The sequence below is a fragment of the Roseimaritima sediminicola genome (assembly GCF_009618275.1).
GTDB lineage: Bacteria > Planctomycetota > Planctomycetia > Pirellulales > Pirellulaceae > Roseimaritima > Roseimaritima sediminicola.
Window position 1 is genome coordinate 1 of record NZ_WIAD01000076.1, and the last position, 16,882, is coordinate 16,882.

Consider the following 16,882-nt stretch of genomic DNA (forward strand, 5'->3'; position numbering starts at 1 on the left):
CCAGAGGGAGAGTAAAGCCGAATGAAATGTTGCGACGTGCTTAGCAGCCGCAGGGGAAGATACGATTGTGTTTCGATGATGAGTCGATTCGAGTGAGCGGGACGCGGCTAGTGATCCGCGAGCCCGTTTCGCAAGAATTTCGAGTACGAGTACGAACCACACTCGCCACTCGCCACTCGCCACTCCCAAACTCTGGCGAGTTCAGCTACGCCTTGATTTCAACTAACAACTAACAACTAACAACCAACAACTAACAACTAACAACTAACAACTAACAACTAACAACTAACAACTAACAACCAACAACCGCCATGCACGCTCCCCCCATTCGTATCGGACTCGGTTTCGACACTCACCGCCTGGGCAACGGGGGACCGCTGCGGCTGGGCGGCATCGACTTGCCGGCCGACGTGCACGCGATCGGCCACAGCGACGCCGATGTCTTGCTGCACGCGATCACCGACGCGATTCTCGGCGCCGGCGACGCGGGCGACATCGGCCGCTTGTTTCCCGATACGGCCGAAGAGAACCGCGGCCGCAACAGCGGCGAATTCCTCAGCGAGGCCCTGCGGCGGGTCCGCGCCAAGGGCTGGGAAGTGGTCAATCTGGACTGCGTCGTGCTAGCACAGCAGCCGAAAATCGCCCCGCACCTGGACAAAATGCGGCAAAGCATCAGCGAAATCGCAAATCTCTCTCCCACTCAGGTGGGCATAAAGGGTAAGACAGGCGAAGGTGTGGGTCCGATCGGACATGCCGAGGCGGTGGCCGCCCGCTGTGTGGTGTTGCTGTACCGCTGCGATTGACCCGTTCCGATTGACCCGCACCGGACGATTCGTCCCGGACGCCTTGCCCCGCACCGAACGATTCGTCCCGGACGCCGCGCGGCCCGCCTCGGGCTGCGGTTACTGACCGTTTTCACACACCGAATTCGACCGACCCGACAATGCCCGAGATCCGCGTCTACAACACGCTGTCCAAGACCAAAGAACCTTTCGCCCCCCTGCGTGCCCCGGCGGTCGGCATTTATCTGTGCGGTCCCACGGTCTACGCCGAAGCCCATATCGGCCACATGGTGGGACCGGTCATCTTCGACACGATCAAGCGTTATCTGACCCACAACGGGTATCAGGTCACGCTGGTGGTGAACATCACCGACGTGGACGACAAACTGATCGCCCAGAGCCGCAAGCGGGGCGTGCCGATGAGCCAGATCGCCACCGAGATGACGGCCGATTACATGGCCAACCTGAAAGAGCTGGGCGTCAACCAGATCGACTACATGCCCCGGGCCACCGATCACATGGACGACATCATCCAGTTCATCCAGTGCCTGGAAAGCCAGGGCTATGCCTACGCGGTCGACGGCGACGTGTTCTTCGAAGTCGGCAAGGACAAGAGCTACGGCGAGCTGAGCAACCGTTCGACCGACCAACAACAGGGCGAAGGCGGCGACGCGGCGGCTCGCAAGCGTTCGCCCAGCGATTTCGCGCTCTGGAAATCCGCCAAAGCCGACGAGCCGGCCTGGGACAGCCCCTGGGGCCGCGGCCGCCCGGGATGGCATATCGAATGTTCGGCGATGAGCCACCGGATTTTGGGGGAAACCTTTGATATCCACGGCGGTGGCCTGGACCTGATGTTCCCCCACCACGAGAACGAGCGGGCGCAGAGCACCTGTTGCCACAACGCGCCGATGGTCAAGTACTGGATGCACAACGGGCTGATGCGAGCCGGCAACAAGGGCAAGGTCGGCGGCAAGAACGATCGCGACCCCGCCACCGAATCGGTCGCCGAACAGACCGAGGGCAAGATCAGCCGCAGCAAGGGCGGTGGCGGTCTGGCCGAATTGATTCGCAGGCAGACCGGCGAACGGCTGCGGTTCTTCCTGCTGCGAACGCATTACCGTTCGACCATCGTATTCAACGACGAGGCGTTGGCCGAAGCCGGCACGTCGCTGGAAGCCTTCTATCGCTTCTTCGACCGCTTTGAAGAGCTGACCGGTACGTCGTTTTATGACCTGTCGGCCGCGGAGAACCGCGAGGCCGGAGCGATCGATCCGGCCGGCGACAAAGTGCTCGAAGAAGCCGCCGGGCTGCGAGAAAAATACTTCGCCGCCATGGACGACGACTTCAACACCGGCGCCGCGATCAGCGTCCTGTTCGACCTGCTGCGGACGATGAACCGGCACATCGACCAGAGCGGTTTGGACAAGAACACCGCCGCCGACTCGCCGGCTCGCGCCACGTTGCTCTCGGTCGCCGGCGTGCTCCGCGAACTGACCAGCCTGTTGGGATTGTTTGTCAAACCGGTTCCCGCCGCGGCCGGCGGCGACGACGGCGATTCCGGCTTGAGCGACCAGTTGATGGACCTGCTGATCGAGCTCCGCAAAACGGCCCGTCAAAACAAAGACTTCGCCACCTCCGACGCCATCCGCGACCGGCTGGCCGAGATCGGCGTGGCCCTGCTGGACAAGAAGGACGGCACCACCTGGGAACGGACGTCTTGATTCTCGCGGAGCTTCGGTCGTGAACATTCCAGAGACCGCCAGCGGACCCGACGTTCGCCGCATCCTGGGCATCGACCCCGGCTTGAACGTCACCGGTTACGGCGTCATCGAAGCCCGCGAGCACCAGGTGCGGCTGCTGGAAGCGGGCATCATTCGCACCAACCGCCGGCACTCGATGCCCGAGCGGTTGGTCGAGCTGCATCGAGGTCTGACCGAAGTGATCGAGCACCTGCGACCGGACTTCATGGCGCTCGAACAGTTGTACTCGCACTACGAACGCCCGCGAACGGCGATCCTGATGGGTCACGCTCGCGGCACGATCTGTCTGTGCGCCGGCCAAGCGGGTTTGGAGATCAAGAGTTTCGAACCGACCAAGGTCAAGAAGCTGATGACCGGCAACGGCCGCGCTCCGAAACACCAGATTCAGTTGGCCGTCAAAATCCAATTGAATCTGTCCAGCGTTCCCGAACCGGCCGACGTGGCCGACGCCCTGGCGATCGCCCTGTGCGGGCATCACCAAAGCCGAATCGGGATCGGCTTGATCGACAACCAACTGTAATCCTCGCCACCGGCGGTTGACCGCCGGCCGCGGGCGACTCGCCGCCCCGGGCACGCTCCCCCTGCCAAGGAACCACGCTTGATCACCAAAATCACCGGCAACCTGCTGGCCACGGCCGAAGCGGCCGTTACCATCGACGTGCCGCCGTTTGAATACGAAGTCTTGGTCGGCGACTACACCCGCCGGCAATTGCAAGCCGAAGTCGGCAAGACGGTGCGCCTGCACACGCTGGATTACATCGACGGCAACGCCCAGGGCGGGAGGCTGACCCCGCGTCTGATCGGCTTTCAAACCCTGCCCGAACGCCAGTTCTTCGACCTGTTCTGCAGCGTCGACGGCGTGGGCGTGAAGAAAGCCCTGCGGGCGATGGTCCGCCCGGTGCACGAGTTGGCCGTGTTGATCGAACAACAGGACGCCAAGCAGCTGTCGGCCCTGCCGGGCATCGGTCCGGCCACCAGCGAACGGATCATCGCCAAGCTGCGCCGCAAGATGCCGCGGTTCGCCCTGATGGTCGCCCGCGACGAAGTCGAAGCGACGATGGATGCCGCCACCGGCGTGGTCGCCGACACCTTCGATGCCCTGCTGGCCCTCGGACACAGCGAAGCCGACGCTCGCCAGTTGATCGACGAAGCGATGGAATCGGGCAAGAAGTTCAAGGACACCGAAGCCCTACTGACGGCGATCTACCAGAAGAGTCACTAGTTGTTAGTTGTTAGTTGTTAGTTGAAAGACGAACCAGGACGTAGCTGAAGTCGCCAGACTTTGGACGAGTGACGAGAGGCGAAGGGCGAGATTTGAGATTTGCTGACTCCGGCGGATTCTATGTACAACGCGGGGCGGTCAAATGCAGTGTTTTCTCCCCTCTCCCCCGCTGCGCCGCGAGCGTCAGCGAGTGAAGCAGTGGTGGGAGAGGGGCCGGGGGTGAGGGGGCTCGGGTGCAACGCAACGCCTGTTTGCGTACGCCTTTCCGATTCCCGCACCGCAGCGAAATACGGAAGTGGTGCTGCTCTGCTGGTCCCCCTCACCCCCAACCCCTCTCCCCCGGAGCCTGACTCGCTTAGGCTCGCCAGGCTTCGGGGGAGAGGGGAGTAAACGATTCTTCTCATACATAGATTCCGCCAGAGTCAGGAGATCTGAGATTTAGATCTGAGACTGCGTGCGGTCGAACACGAGCACGAATCCCACTCACCACTCACCACTCACCATTCCCAAACTCTGGCGAGTTCGGCTACGCGTTGCTGGCAACCATCAACCATCAACCATCAACCATCAACCATCAACCAACAACCAACAACCAACAACCAACAACCAACAACCAACAACCACCCCCCCTCTACTCCACCGGGGTTTCCTTATCCCCGTCGCGGATATACGGCGGGCGCTGCTGCTCGCCCTGAGCCGGTTTCAGCGGGCGGACCCAGATATTGCGGAACCGCACCGGGTTGCCGTGGTCCTGCAGCGCCAGCGGCCCTTCGGCGGCGTGTTGGCGGTACTCCGGCGGCCGGTTATAGGGCGTGTCGCCTTTCAGCTGGAAATGGTTCAGGATCACGACGCCGTTGTGCAGGGCGGTGATGTACGCCGGGGACTCGAGCGAACCGTCTTCGGCGAACCGCGGGGCGGTCCAGATGATGTCGTACGTGTTCCACTGGCCGGGCTTGCGCATGGCGTTGACCTGCGGCGGCGTCTGCTTGTAGATCGCTCCGGCCTGGCCGTCGTAGTAGGTTTCGTTGTCGTACGAGTCCAGCACCTGGATCTCATAGCGTCCCATCAGGAACACGCCGCTGTTGCCGCGTCCTTGGCCGGACCCTTTAACCGGCAGCGGCGCGGACCATTCGATGTGCACCTGGCAATCGCCGAACACTTCCTTGGAGACGATTTGCCCCTTGCCCGAGTAGGCGACGCCGTCGCGCACCTCCCAGTTCTCGCCGTTCTTCCAGGCGTCCAGATTGGTTCCGTCGAACAGCACGACCGCGTCGGATGGCGGGGCGTCGTCGGTTTTGCCCGGATCGACCACCGGAGGACGCTGCCACTGGATGCCGCTGAGATACTCTTCGGCCGCCGCCGCGGCGGCGAACCCCATCGCGGTACCCAGCACGACGACGCTGTAAAAACCACTCTTTGCAAACCGTAGGATCACAATTGAACTCTTTGAAAAAAGGAGGGAAACGTTTAGAGTTAAAAGTTGGAAGATTGCCCCCGCCGGGGCGGCCGCCGACGCCTTACGCCCGGAACAACGGCGATTATGCTTGCCGCAAGCGCCCAGAGCAACAAACCGGCGGCTGAACTCCCCGTAGCTAAACTCGCCAGAGTTTGGTCCGTTCGCCCCACCGCCTCCAAAGTCTGGCGACTCCGGCTACGGGTCGATTGGTCGTTTACGCCTCTCTCCAAAGTCTGGCGACTCCGGCTACGGGTGATCTGAGGGCGAACCGCTCCGCGTAGGCAGATCGCCGCTGCGAGGGTAGGATTCGGCGGCAGACTCGATCTGATTCCTTGTTCGTCCTTCCTTTTCGTGCGGTCCGTTCTTCGTGTCCAACCTGCCCAGCGTCGCTGTTAAACCTTCGCGTCACTTTCCCTTCGTCGCTCGCCATCCCTGGGTGCACGCTTCCTCGTTGGTCGAATCCGACGCGGAGATCGCCTGTGGCCAAGCCGTCGACCTGGTCCAGCACAACGGAACCTGGCTGGCCAGAGGGCTGTACAATCCCCACAGCGGCCTGCGAGTGCGGCTGTACACCTGGGACCGCAACCAGCCGCTGGACGATGCGTTCTTTTGCGGGCGAATCGATCAGGCTCTCCAGCGGCGACGCATCGCCGGTCTATTGGCCGACGGCGGCGGCCCTTCCCCGGACGGCCCCGATCACAACGGCCCCGATCAAAACGGCCCTTATCAAAACGGCCCTTATCAAAACGGCTCGCTGCGAGGCGTCTCCACCGCGGCCCGGCTGGTGTTCAGCGAATCCGATGGATTGAGCGGTTTGATTGTCGACCAGTACGCCGATTACCTGGTGGTCCAGATGGTGTCGGCGGCGGTTCTTGGCCGGGCCGAGGCGCTGCTGGATCATCTGAACCGGCGACTGCAGCCCCGCGGCATTTTCGTTCGCACCGACGCCAAGACCGCCAAGAAGGAAGGCATCGAGCAACGGGAGGGCCTCGAGCGCGGCGAGCAGCCGGGCGAGGCGGTCACCTACACGCAGAACGGCCTCGAGTGGTCCGTCGACCTCGAGCACGGTCAGAAAACCGGCGGCTACCTCGACCAACGCGAAAACCACGCGGCCGCGGCCCGCTACCTGGCCGGCCGCCGCGTGCTGGACGTGTGTTGTTACGCCGGCGGATTCGGGCTGGTCGCCGCGGCGGCCGGGGCGAGCGAGGTGCTGGGGATCGACAGCAGCCAGCGGGCGCTGGACGCAGCGGCCGGCAATGCCCGGCGCAACGGCCTGAGCGGCGTGCGGTTCGAGAAAGCCGATTGCTTTGACTTTCTGGCCGCGGCCGAAGCCGGCCGGTTCGAAGCCGTCGTGCTGGACCCGCCCCGCTTTGCCGGTTCCCGCCGTCAGGTCGACGCGGCCCTGCGCGCCTACGCGCGGCTGAATCGCGGAGCGGTGCAGTGTTTGCCGCCGGGCGGGATCCTGGTCACCAACAGCTGCAGCGGCAGCGTCAGCCGCAGCGATTTCCTGAACATGCTGGTCGACGTCGGACGCAAGGCCGGCCGCGACATCACGGTCCTGGAAAGCCGTTCGGCGGCCGCCGATCACCCGATGCGGGTGTCCTGTCCCGAGAGCGACTACCTGAAGTGCATGATCTGCGAAGTGCAGTAGAGCTGCCTTTCGCTCCGCCGAAAGTCGCTTTCTGCAAGCTTTCTTAACTTTCACGGAGTGAAAGGCGACACTTCTTCTCAACTTTCACGGAGTGAAAGGCGACACTTCTTCTCAACTTTCACGGAGTGAAAGGCGACACTCCGCACGGCGTGAAAGGCGACAGCACAAAAACCCTTCTTTCCGGTGCGGCCGAAGCTGAAATTTCTCGCGTTCTCTTGGTTCTGGTCGTACAATAGCGGCCGCACCGTTGATATTCGGCCGGCCAACCGCCACAATCGGGCCGGACACCCTGCCACCGTGCATCTCACCAGACTTGCTAGACGGGCCTTGCATGTCAGACCTTACCATCACGATCCTCCACGGCGCAGACCGCGGCAAGGTATACCGTGAGCTTCCGGTCCCGCTGACGATTGGCCGCGAAGAAGGCAATTCGATCCAGTTGAATGACGAACGGGTCAGCCGTTGTCACTTGAAAGTCCAGCGGGACAACGACCGCTTGGTCTTGACCGATCTGGACAGCACCAACGGCACCAAGGTCAACGGCCAGGAGACGCATCTGCGGATCCTGCGGTTCGGTGATTTGATCAGCGTGGGCCGCAGTTTGATGCTGGTCGGCAGCGACGAGCAGATCGCCCAGCGGATGGCCCGGATCAATGGCAAGAGCGAGGACGGCAGCTCGTCGCACTCGCGCGAAGCCGGCTCGGTGGCCGGATCGCTGGGCTTCGACATCGGCGAAGGCACCCCGCCACAGCTGGCAAACCTGTTGGGATTGATCGAACCGCCCGAAGTCCCCGACCACATGTCGGCCGGTCAAGCGGCCCAGTTCTGCGAAATCCTGGAATACCTGCAGGCTCGGCTGCACAAATTAATTGAATCAGCCGATATCGACGAAACCGCGCAGAAAGTCGAAGTGGATTTCTCCACTTGGCAGCGGCTGTTGGACCTCCAGGCGCGCCTGGCGACGCTGGTCCGCAGCGTCGCCAATCCATAGAATTCAGTTCCTGGCCTTCCGTCTTTGGAACTGCCGTCCCTGGAACTGCCCCTGCGCGACGCGGCCTCGCCGCCGAACCCTTCTTCGCTCGAGCTTCTCCCCCCTCTCCCGACAGGATGATCCGTATGGATAGCCGTCCCTTCGTGCACTTGCATTGCCACAGCCACTACAGCCTGCTGGACGGGGCAGGGGACGTGGGCAAATTGATCGGTCGCTGCAAGGACCACGGGATGAACGCCCTGGCGCTGACCGATCACGGCAACCTGCACGGGGCGTTGGAGTTTTACCGCAAGGCCAAAGCCGCCGACATCAACCCCGTGATCGGCTACGAAGCCTACATCGCGCCGGGCAGCCGCTTCGACAAGGATGGGGCGGGCAACAGCCGCGACGCCAGCTACCACCTGACGCTGCTGGCCCAAAACCGCACGGGCTTTCGCAACCTGATCAAATTGGCCTCGGCCGCCAGCCTGGAAGGGTTTTACTTCAAGCCGCGGATCGACAAAGAGATCCTCAAAGCCCACAGCGAAGGCATCGTCTGTCTGTCGGGCTGTGTCAGCAGCGAATTCAGCCGCGCCGTGCTCAAAGGCACCGACACGGCCGACGCGATCGAAGAGGCCAAATCCGTGGCCGGCTGGTTCCACAACGTGTTCCAGGATCGCTACTACATCGAAGTCATGAACAACGGCGTGGAGATCCAGCGGCTGCAGCTCGAAGGCGCCGTCGACATCGCCCAGCAGATGGGCCTGCCGGTCGTGGCCACCAGCGACACCCACTACGTCGACCCCGAGGACGCCGAAGCCCAGGACGTGATGCTGTGCATCAATACCGGCCGCTTCCGCACCGACCAGTCGCGGATGCGGATGGACGGCAACCAGTACTTCCTGCGCAGTCCCGAGCAGATGTACGAGAAATTCCCGGGACTCGAAGACGCCGTCGCCCGCAGCCAAGAGATCGCCGACAGCGTCCACATCGACCTGGAACTGGGCAAGCACTACTTTCCCAAGTTCGAGTGCCCCGATGAAATGCAGCCCATCGATTACCTGCGGCAGCTGTGCATCAAGGGGCTGAAGGAACGCTACGAGGGCAACGACAATCGCTTGGTCGACGGCGAATTGTCCGAGGAGGTGATCGCCCGGCTGGAACGCGAGCTGGGCGTGATCGAGAAATTGGGTTTCCCGACCTACTTCCTGATCAACTGGGACTTCGTCCATCACGCCCGTTCGCTGGGCATCTGGGCCACGGCTCGTGGCAGCGGCGTCGGCGCGATCGTCTGCTACGCCCTGTACCTCTCGCACGTCTGCCCGCTGGAATACGACCTACTGTTCGAACGCTTTCTGGACGAGAGCCGTCTGGAACCGCCGGATATCGATATCGACTTCGAGAAAGAACGTCGTGTCGAGATCATCCAGTACGTCAAAGAACGCTACGGGCACGACAACGTTTGCCAGATCGGCACGTTCGGAACCCTGGCCGCGCGGGCGGCCATCAAGGACGTGGGCCGGGCCCTGGGGATCCCGCTGGCCCGCGTCAACCAGATCACCGAAATGGTGCCCGATGAATTAAAGATCACGATCAAAAAGGCGCTCGAAAAAAGCGACGACCTGCGGCTGACCTACGAGAACGATCCGGAGATCCGCGAGCTGTTGGATCTGGCGATGCGGATCGAGGGCCTGGCCCGCAACGTCGGCACCCACGCCGCGGCGGTGGTGATCGCCGACCGCCCGCTGACCGAATTCGTTCCCCTGGGCCGCGTCCCCGGCAAGCAGGACGTGATCACCCAGTGGTCGATGAACGACGTCGAAGCGGCCGGGCTGCTGAAGATGGACTTCTTGGGCCTGCGCAACCTGACGATCCTCAGCCGCGCGGTCGCCCTGGTCGAACAGACGACCGGCGAAAAAATCGATCCGCTGAAATTCCCGCTGGACGACCGCGAGTCCTACCTGCTGCTGCAGCGCGGCGAAACCAAGGGCGTGTTCCAGTTGGAATCGGGCGGTATTCGCGACCTGCTGCAGCGGATGAAGCCGGACACCTTCCACGACATCATCGCTACGGCCGCACTGTACCGGCCGGGTCCGCTCGAGGGCGGCATGGTCGACATGTACGTGGACATCAAACACGGCCGCCAGCAGCCCGAGTACAAGCACCCGGTCCTGGAGGAAATCCTCGCCGAAACCAACTCGGTGATGGTCTACCAGGAACAGGTGATGCGGATCCTGAACCGCTTGGGCGGCATCCCGCTGGCCAAAGCGTACACCTGTATTAAGGCGATCAGCAAGAAGAAAGAGGAGCTGATCAACTCCAACCGCGAACAGTTTATCGAAGGCGCGGTCGAGTCGGGGTTGGCCAAGAAGGACGCCGAAGACATCTGGAACCTGATCGAAAAGTTCGCCGGTTACGGTTTCAATAAATCGCACAGTACCGCCTACGCCCTGATCGCGTTCCAGACCGCCTACCTGAAAGCCCACTACCCGGTGGAGTTCATGGCGGCGTTGCTCTCGAGCGATATCTCCTCGCGAAACTTCAAACGCAAGGACCCGCTGGTCGAACACCTCGAGGACTGCGAGCGGATGGGGATCGAGGTGGTCAATCCGGACGTCAATCACAGCGAGGCCGATTTTTCGGTCAGCGATGGCAAAATCTATTTCGCTCTATCGGCCATCAAAGGCTGTGGCGGTTCGACCGGCGTGGCGATCGCCGAGGAACGCGCCAAGAACGGCCCCTTCAAAGACATCTTCGATTTCTGCGAACGCGTCGACCCCCAGGCCTGTAACAAAACGGCCATCGAAACGCTGATCAAAGCCGGCGCAATGGACAGCTTCGGCGCCCTCCGCAGCCAACTGGCCGCCGTGATGGAACGAGCCATGCAGAGCGGCGCCGCGGCGATCGCGGACAAGAAGAGCGGCCAGGCCAGCCTGTTCGGCGACTTCGAAGAAGAGGAAGACCAGCCGACGATTGCCGAAAACCTGCCCACCATGGAAGAATGGCCCGAAAAGGAAAAACTGCTCAGCGAGAAAGAGGTCCTGGGCTTCTATCTGTCCAGCCACCCGCTGGCCGAATACGAACCCAAACTGGCCGCCTTCCGCTCCCACACCACCGACCAGCTGGGCGGCTTGAAGGACCGCGCCGAAGTCATGATCGGCGGGATGATCGGATCGATCAAAATCGCTCACACCAAAAACAGCAAACCCGGTGCGCCCACCAAATACGCCAACTTCGACCTCGAAGACATGCAGGGCGCGGTCCGCTGCATCATCTGGCCCAGTGGCTATGCCGAAATGGGCGAGCACGTCCAGCCCGACGCCGTCCTGATGGCCCGTGGTGTGTGCGACAAACGCGGCGGCGGCGACGAGGTCAACCTGATCATCAACGAACTGGTGCCCCTGGACCAGCTGGACGGCAAATACACCCGCGGCATCCGCATTCAGATCGACCAGAACAAGCACGACGAAAAAACCCTGCCTCAGGTGCGAGAGATTGTTCGCGGATACCCCGGCAAGCAGGAACTGCAGTTCGCGCTGAAGATCAGCGAAGGCTACGTGGTGCACCTGCGGAGCAAGAAGATGCACGTCGAACTGACGCCGGAGCTGCGCCAGCGGCTGGACGACCTGCTGGGCAGCGGCGGTTACAAGATGCTGACCAGCCGCCCGCAACTATCCGCCGGCGGCGGCCCTAGGCGAAGGGGGTAGTTGTTGGTTGATGGTTGTTAGTTGTTAGTTGTTAGTTGTTAGTTGTTAGTTGTTAGTTGTTAGTTGATGGTTGATGGTTGATGGTTGATGGTTGATGGTTGATGGTTGATGGTTGTTGAGCGGATCAGGGCGTAGCTGAACTTGCTAGAGTTTGGGGGAAGCATTAGCGAGTAGCGAGTGTAATTCGTGCTCGTCCGCCGGCTCAATCGAGTGCGATCTCTGTCGTGCAGACGCGGTAGCGATGGAGATCCGAGGACGAGTACCGCTGCGCTGAGTACGAGTACAAGTACGAAGCTTGGCAACGAACAACCAAAGTCTGGCGACTTCAGCTACGTCCTGGCTCGCCTTTCAACCATCAACTAACAACCATCAACTAACAACCATCAACTAACAACCATCAACTAACAACTAACAACTAACAACTAACCCTATCGCTGATAGATGGGCAAAAAGCCGCGGTCCAGCTGCAGCATGATCAGGTTGCAGGCGGTGATGTAGACCGGGTGGATCTGGCCGTCCCAGTTCCCGTCGGGCTTCTGTTCGCCGACGATGCGATCGTACAGTTTGTTGCGAAAATCGCCCCACAGCTCGTTGCCCTGACGGTACACCACCTGGCTGTAGTACAGGTACGTGTAGTGCCAGTGGCCAAAGGATCGAGCTGCGTCGTGGATGTCGTGCAGGTTTTCTTTCGCATACTGCCACATCTCCGGCACGTGCTCGCTGTCGTAATCGCCGGCGTTGTACAGCGCGGCCAGAGCGGCCGCGGTGATCGCCGGCCGACTGCTGCCGCGTTGCCGGCTGCTGTAGCTGATCCCGCCATCGGGATTCTTGCACACATAGATGTATTCCTTGGCGCGATCGATGATTTCCGCCGGCACGGGAATCCCCGCGTTGCGGCATCCGCGCAGTCCCTGCACCTGGGTAATCGTGGTCGAACCCTCGTCAAAATTATTTCCGTCCCGGGCCGACACATAGCCCCAGCCGCCGGCGGGCGTCTGGGCGTTGCCGCTGAATTCCACCGCCTTGGTCAACACCTCGACCAGCTCTTCACGGCGATCGATCAAACCCTCCTCGCCCAGCACCTGCGACAGAAACAGCATCGCGAAGCCGTGTCCGTAGGTGTAGCGGCTGTCGCTTTGGGGATCGCCGATCAGCCCGTTCTGACGGGATTTGCTGATGATGTAGTCGGCCGCCCGAGCGATGTCCTGGGCATAGGGTCCCTGGGTGGTCGTGCTGCCGCTGGCGATCAGCGCCGTGCCCGCCAGCGCCGCCATCGCCGTGGGGTACATCTGGGTGTTCCACTGACCGCGTGACGACTGGGTCCGGCTGAGCCACTCGAGGCCCTTGTTGGTCGCTTCGACCCAGCGGGGATCGCGACGGGCCGCGCTGTAGGCCCGCTGCGTCGCGCCGGCCGACACCGCGGCGGCAGCGGCCCCCGAGGCGGCCAACGTCAACAGACGACGCCGCGACAGCTTCGCGGGCGAAGCGGAGAAAGGGTGGTCAGCCATGGTTTTTCGATCCGAGGGGGGGCTTCTGTGTGCGATTCGGGCCCTATTGAGCATTTGGGCCCTATTGAGCATAGCCATTGTTGGCATTCGGGCGGGAGAAAACCAGAGCGATCACGGGACCAGAGCGATCACGGGACCAGAGCGATCACGGGACCGAGCGGTGCTTGCCCCGCCGCTGCTGGCAATGGCCGCAGAAAAACGTCGCTCGCTGGGCCTGCACGATCCGGCGGATGCTTTCGTGGCCACAGCGCCGGCACGGCTGGCCTTCGCGGTCGTACACGCGGTGATGGTTTTGATAGCCCCCCGCGCTGTTGAGCGCATTGCGATAGGTGCCGTCGGAGAGGGTCGAACCCTCGTAGCGGATCGCTTCGCCGAGCACCTGCCGGGTGGCCGCCGCGATCCGCTGCCACTGCGGCCCGCTCAGCGAATCGCACCGCGTGCGGGGGTCGACGCCGGCCACGTGCAGGATTTCGGCTGCGTACAAGTTGCCGATCCCCGCCACGGCCCGCTGATCCAACAGCGCCACCTTGACCGCTCGGCGGCTGGCCGCCAGCGTGGCTTGCAGCTGGGCGGCGGTGACTTCGAGGGCGTCGACCCCCAGCGTGGACTGGTCCAGCAGCCGCGCGAGCGTCTCGGCGGGCAGCCAGCGAAACGTGCCCAGGCCGCGGCGATCCCAGAACAGCAAATCCTCGTGCCGTGGTCCTTCCAGCTCGATCCGCACCCGCAGATGTTGCTCATTGGGCGGGTCGGCCACCAGGATCAAGCCGGTCATGCGGGGTTCGATCACGATTGCCGAGGCGTCGTCCAGGTGCAGCAATAACCGTTTGCCGCGGCGGCCCACCGCGGTGATTTTCCGTCCGGCCACGCGGCGGTCCAGGGCATCGATCCGCGGCTGGATCTGAATCGGTTTCAGACGGCAGGGGGTGCGGCGAACCCGGCGGATCGTGTGCTCGACCACGCCTTGGACACCGCGACGCATCGTTTCGACTTCGGGTAACTCGGGCATCGCAGGGGTTCGCCGTACGTTGACTTTCCTTCGCCATTGCCCACAATCGTTAGGACACGGCGATCGAGCGCTTCGGCTGTTAAGCACGTCGCAATCTGTCTTAAAGTTATCTGAGTAACGAAATAAAAATATCGGGATCCTCCATGACCACCACCCCCGAAGATGCGGCGTCGAGCTCTTCCGACGCCCCTGGCAACGGCGAATCCGCCCTATCGGCTGCCGCCAGCAGCCAGGTTCCCGACGCCGCTGGCCGCTTCGGTGACTTTGGCGGTCGCTTCGTCCCGGAAACCCTGACTCAGGCCCTGGACCAGTTGGCCGACGAATACGACAAGGCCAAGCGCGATCCGCAGTTCCAGCGGGACCTGACCGATCTGCTGAAAACCTTCGTCGGTCGGCCCAGCCCGCTGTATCACGCTCGGCGGCTGAGCCAGGCGGTGGGAGGAGCCCAGATCTGGCTCAAACGCGAGGACCTGAATCACACCGGTGCTCACAAGATCAACAACACCCTCGGTCAAGCTCTGTTGACCCGGCGGATGGGCAAGACCCGTGTGATCGCCGAAACCGGCGCCGGCCAGCACGGCGTGGCCAGCGCCACGGCCTGTGCCCATTTCGGTCTGCCCTGCGTGGTGTTCATGGGTGCCGAAGACGTGCGGCGGCAAAAGCCCAACGTGTTCAGCATGCGGCTGTTGGGCGCCGAAGTGCGAGCGGTGGAGAGCGGTTCGCGGACCCTTCGCGACGCGGTCAACGAAGCCATGCGGGACTGGATGAGCAGTGTCGAACAGACGCACTACATCATCGGCAGTGTGATCGGTCCCCATCCCTTTCCGATGATGGTGCGGGACTTCCAAGCGGTGATCGGCAAAGAAACCCGCGGGCAGTGCCTGGACAGTTTCGGTCGCTTGCCCGATTGCGTGGTGGCCTGCGTCGGCGGCGGCAGCAACGCCGCGGGCATGTTCTATCCGTTTGTCGAAGACGAAGGCGTTCGCCTGGTGGGCGTGGAAGCGGGCGGTCGCGGTGTCGAGCCCGGCGAACACGCCTCGCCCCTCACCTTCGGGGCCCCCGGCGTCCTGCACGGCAGTTTCAGCTACGTCATGCAGGACGAGGACGGCCAGACCTGCGACGTGCACTCGATGAGCGCCGGGCTGGATTACCCCGGCGTCGGTCCCGAGCACAGTTACTGGAAAGCGACCAAGCGAGCGGACTACCTCCACTGCCAGGACAGCGAAGCCCTCGACGCGTTCGACAAACTGGCCCGCAGCGAAGGCATTCTGGCCGCTTTGGAAACCAGTCACGCCACGGCCAAAGCCATCCAGATCGCCGCCGACATGCCGTCCGACCAACACCTGGTTATTTGCCTCTCGGGACGCGGCGACAAGGACGCCATGGAACTGGCCCGCCTGCGCGGCGAAGCTTGGGAATAGCCAGCGAGCCGACTCGTCGGCTACTCCTCACCAGTGCAAAGCCCGCCAAAGACGGACGCTCCATGACGTTACCCACGATCCGCATCACGGGCGCCCAAGTCGTGGACGTGCGGGTGCCCACATCCGACCAGATGCTGGGCTCCGATCCGTTCCACAAACAACCCGATTATTCTTCGGCGCTGCTGCGGCTGGAGACCGATCGGCCGCTCGAAGGTGTGTCGGTCGTGTTCACCGTCGGCGCCGGCACGGACTGGATCTGCCACGGCATTCGCGACCTGTGCCAGTTGGTCGTCGGCAGTGAGTTGGCCGAATTCGCCGAGGCCCCGATCCGCCTGTACCGCCGCTTGATCGATCACCATCAACTGCGTTGGTTGCACGACGGCGTCTTTCGGATGGCTGCCGGAGCGGTGCTGAACGCGATGTTCGATCTGTGGGCCAAAGCTCTCGAAAAACCGCTGTGGAAACTGTTGGTCGATCTGGAACCGGAATTCGTCGCCGACTGCATCGATTGGCGCAACCTCGGCGATGCCCTGACGCGCGACGAAGCGGTCGAGATGCTCCAGCGAAATCGCCCGACGGTCGCCCGGCGCGAACAGGCGATGCGCAAGCAGGGTCCCAAGGCCTACTGCACGGCCGGCTGGCTGGGGCTGGATAACGAGCAGATCCTGGCGACGATCGAAAAGCTGCGGGTTCAAGGTTTCGACGCTTTCAAAATCAAAGTCGGCCGCGACAGCGATCAAGACGTCCGGCGGCTGGAGTTCATGCGCGAGGCGATCGGCCCGGATTGCCAGCTGATGGTGGACGCCAACCAGTTTTGGGGCGTCCAGCAGGCCAAGCAGCACATCCAGCGGTATCGTCCCTTCGACCTGAAGTGGATCGAGGAACCGATCGCCCGGGACGACGTGCTGGGTTACATCGAATTGGCGCGTACCTTTGCCGACGACGACTTTGCCATGGCCTGCGGCGAACACGCCGCCTCGCCGGTGATCTTTAAACAGCTGCTCAAGAGCGGGGCGATCGGCTACTGTCAGATCGACGCCACGCGGGTCGCCGGCGTCAACGACGTGATGGCGATTCTGTTGATGGCTGCCAAGTACGGCGTGCCGGTCTGCCCGCACGGCGGCGGGATCGCGCTGTGCAACATGATCGCGCACTACGGCATGTGGGACCAGATCGCGGTGGCCGGACACAGCGGCACGCAGCTGGTCGAATACATCGACTTCCTGCAGGAAGCGGTCGCCCATCCCGTGCAGGTCCACCAGGGTCATTACGTGGCACCGGCCGCCCCAGGCTGGGGCCTGGATTTCTTGCCCGAATTCCTGGATCAACACCGCTTTCCCGACGGCAGCGTCTGGCGAGACCGTCCCCCAAACCGCCGCGGCACCGCCTTCGAAGCCTA

At 62.6% G+C, this 16,882-nt stretch carries 12 protein-coding genes; 9 read left to right on the forward strand and 3 right to left on the reverse strand.

The window, feature by feature from the left end:
- The first annotated feature begins 311 nt into the window (after positions 1-311).
- From ispF to ruvA, 4 genes are all read left to right on the forward strand, one after another.
- A complete protein-coding gene (gene ispF, locus GE027_RS21385) occupies positions 312-803 on the forward strand; it encodes a 2-C-methyl-D-erythritol 2,4-cyclodiphosphate synthase (RefSeq protein ID WP_153559267.1) in 492 nt (163 codons plus the stop codon).
- Between the two features lie 140 nt (positions 804-943).
- Entirely contained in the window at positions 944-2,503 is a 1,560-nt protein-coding gene (cysS, locus tag GE027_RS21390; protein WP_153559268.1) for a cysteine--tRNA ligase, read from the forward strand.
- A gap of 64 nt (positions 2,504-2,567) precedes the next feature.
- Positions 2,568-3,062 carry a crossover junction endodeoxyribonuclease RuvC gene (ruvC, locus tag GE027_RS21395; protein WP_153559276.1) on the forward strand — a complete coding sequence of 165 codons (495 nt, stop codon included), beginning with the start codon at positions 2,568-2,570 and terminating at the stop codon, positions 3,060-3,062.
- Positions 3,063-3,140: 78 nt separating this feature from the next.
- Positions 3,141-3,764, forward strand: coding sequence for a Holliday junction branch migration protein RuvA (ruvA, locus tag GE027_RS21400; protein ID WP_153559269.1), 624 nt, complete (start codon positions 3,141-3,143; stop codon positions 3,762-3,764).
- Positions 3,765-4,395: 631 nt separating this feature from the next.
- Here the strand turns inward: ruvA and GE027_RS21405 are convergent.
- On the reverse strand, positions 4,396-5,142 hold the full coding sequence (locus GE027_RS21405; protein WP_153559277.1) for a 3-keto-disaccharide hydrolase: 747 nt from the start codon (positions 5,140-5,142) through the stop codon (positions 4,396-4,398).
- 445 nt (positions 5,143-5,587) lie between these two features.
- On the opposite strand from GE027_RS21405, the gene GE027_RS21410 reads away from it, so the two are divergent.
- From GE027_RS21410 to dnaE, 3 genes are all read left to right on the forward strand, one after another.
- Entirely contained in the window at positions 5,588-6,871 is a 1,284-nt protein-coding gene (locus tag GE027_RS21410; protein ID WP_153559270.1) for a class I SAM-dependent rRNA methyltransferase, read from the forward strand.
- 331 nt (positions 6,872-7,202) lie between these two features.
- Positions 7,203-7,862, forward strand: a complete 660-nt coding sequence (locus GE027_RS21415) for an FHA domain-containing protein (RefSeq protein WP_153559271.1) — start codon at positions 7,203-7,205, stop codon at positions 7,860-7,862.
- Positions 7,863-7,987: 125 nt separating this feature from the next.
- Positions 7,988-11,548, forward strand: coding sequence for a DNA polymerase III subunit alpha (gene dnaE, locus GE027_RS21420; RefSeq protein ID WP_153559272.1), 3,561 nt, complete (start codon positions 7,988-7,990; stop codon positions 11,546-11,548).
- Positions 11,549-11,976: 428 nt separating this feature from the next.
- On the opposite strand, the gene GE027_RS21425 is transcribed toward dnaE, so the two are convergent.
- Together GE027_RS21425 and mutM are read right to left on the reverse strand one after the other, a co-directional pair.
- Positions 11,977-13,056, reverse strand: a complete 1,080-nt coding sequence (locus GE027_RS21425; RefSeq protein ID WP_237607715.1) for a prenyltransferase/squalene oxidase repeat-containing protein — start codon at positions 13,054-13,056, stop codon at positions 11,977-11,979.
- A gap of 145 nt (positions 13,057-13,201) precedes the next feature.
- On the reverse strand, positions 13,202-14,062 hold the full coding sequence (gene mutM / locus GE027_RS21430) for a bifunctional DNA-formamidopyrimidine glycosylase/DNA-(apurinic or apyrimidinic site) lyase (RefSeq protein ID WP_153559273.1): 861 nt from the start codon (positions 14,060-14,062) through the stop codon (positions 13,202-13,204).
- Between the two features lie 143 nt (positions 14,063-14,205).
- Here mutM and trpB point away from each other — a divergent pair, with 143 nt between their 5' ends.
- Both trpB and GE027_RS21440 read left to right on the forward strand, forming a co-directional pair.
- Positions 14,206-15,483: a tryptophan synthase subunit beta gene (trpB, locus tag GE027_RS21435; RefSeq protein ID WP_153559274.1), complete on the forward strand. Its 1,278-nt coding sequence runs from the start codon at positions 14,206-14,208 to the stop codon at positions 15,481-15,483.
- Positions 15,484-15,545: 62 nt separating this feature from the next.
- Positions 15,546-16,882, forward strand: a 1,337-nt coding sequence (locus GE027_RS21440) for an enolase C-terminal domain-like protein (protein ID WP_153559275.1), incomplete at its 3' end; no start/stop codon positions are given.

Excerpts from the sequence above, each read along its gene's own strand:
- dnaE (WP_153559272.1), top strand. The coding sequence starts at position 7,988 with ATGGATAGCCGTCCCTTCGTGCACTTGCATTGCCACAGCCACTACAGC.
- trpB (WP_153559274.1), top strand. The coding sequence starts at position 14,206 with ATGACCACCACCCCCGAAGATGCGGCGTCGAGCTCTTCCGACGCCCCT.
- cysS (WP_153559268.1), top strand. The coding sequence starts at position 944 with ATGCCCGAGATCCGCGTCTACAACACGCTGTCCAAGACCAAAGAACCT.
- ispF (WP_153559267.1), top strand. The coding sequence starts at position 312 with ATGCACGCTCCCCCCATTCGTATCGGACTCGGTTTCGACACTCACCGC.
- GE027_RS21405 (WP_153559277.1), bottom strand. The coding sequence starts at position 5,142 with ATGGGGTTCGCCGCCGCGGCGGCGGCCGAAGAGTATCTCAGCGGCATC.
- GE027_RS21425 (WP_237607715.1), bottom strand. The coding sequence starts at position 13,056 with ATGGCTGACCACCCTTTCTCCGCTTCGCCCGCGAAGCTGTCGCGGCGT.
- GE027_RS21415 (WP_153559271.1), top strand. The coding sequence starts at position 7,203 with ATGTCAGACCTTACCATCACGATCCTCCACGGCGCAGACCGCGGCAAG.
- mutM (WP_153559273.1), bottom strand. The coding sequence starts at position 14,062 with ATGCCCGAGTTACCCGAAGTCGAAACGATGCGTCGCGGTGTCCAAGGC.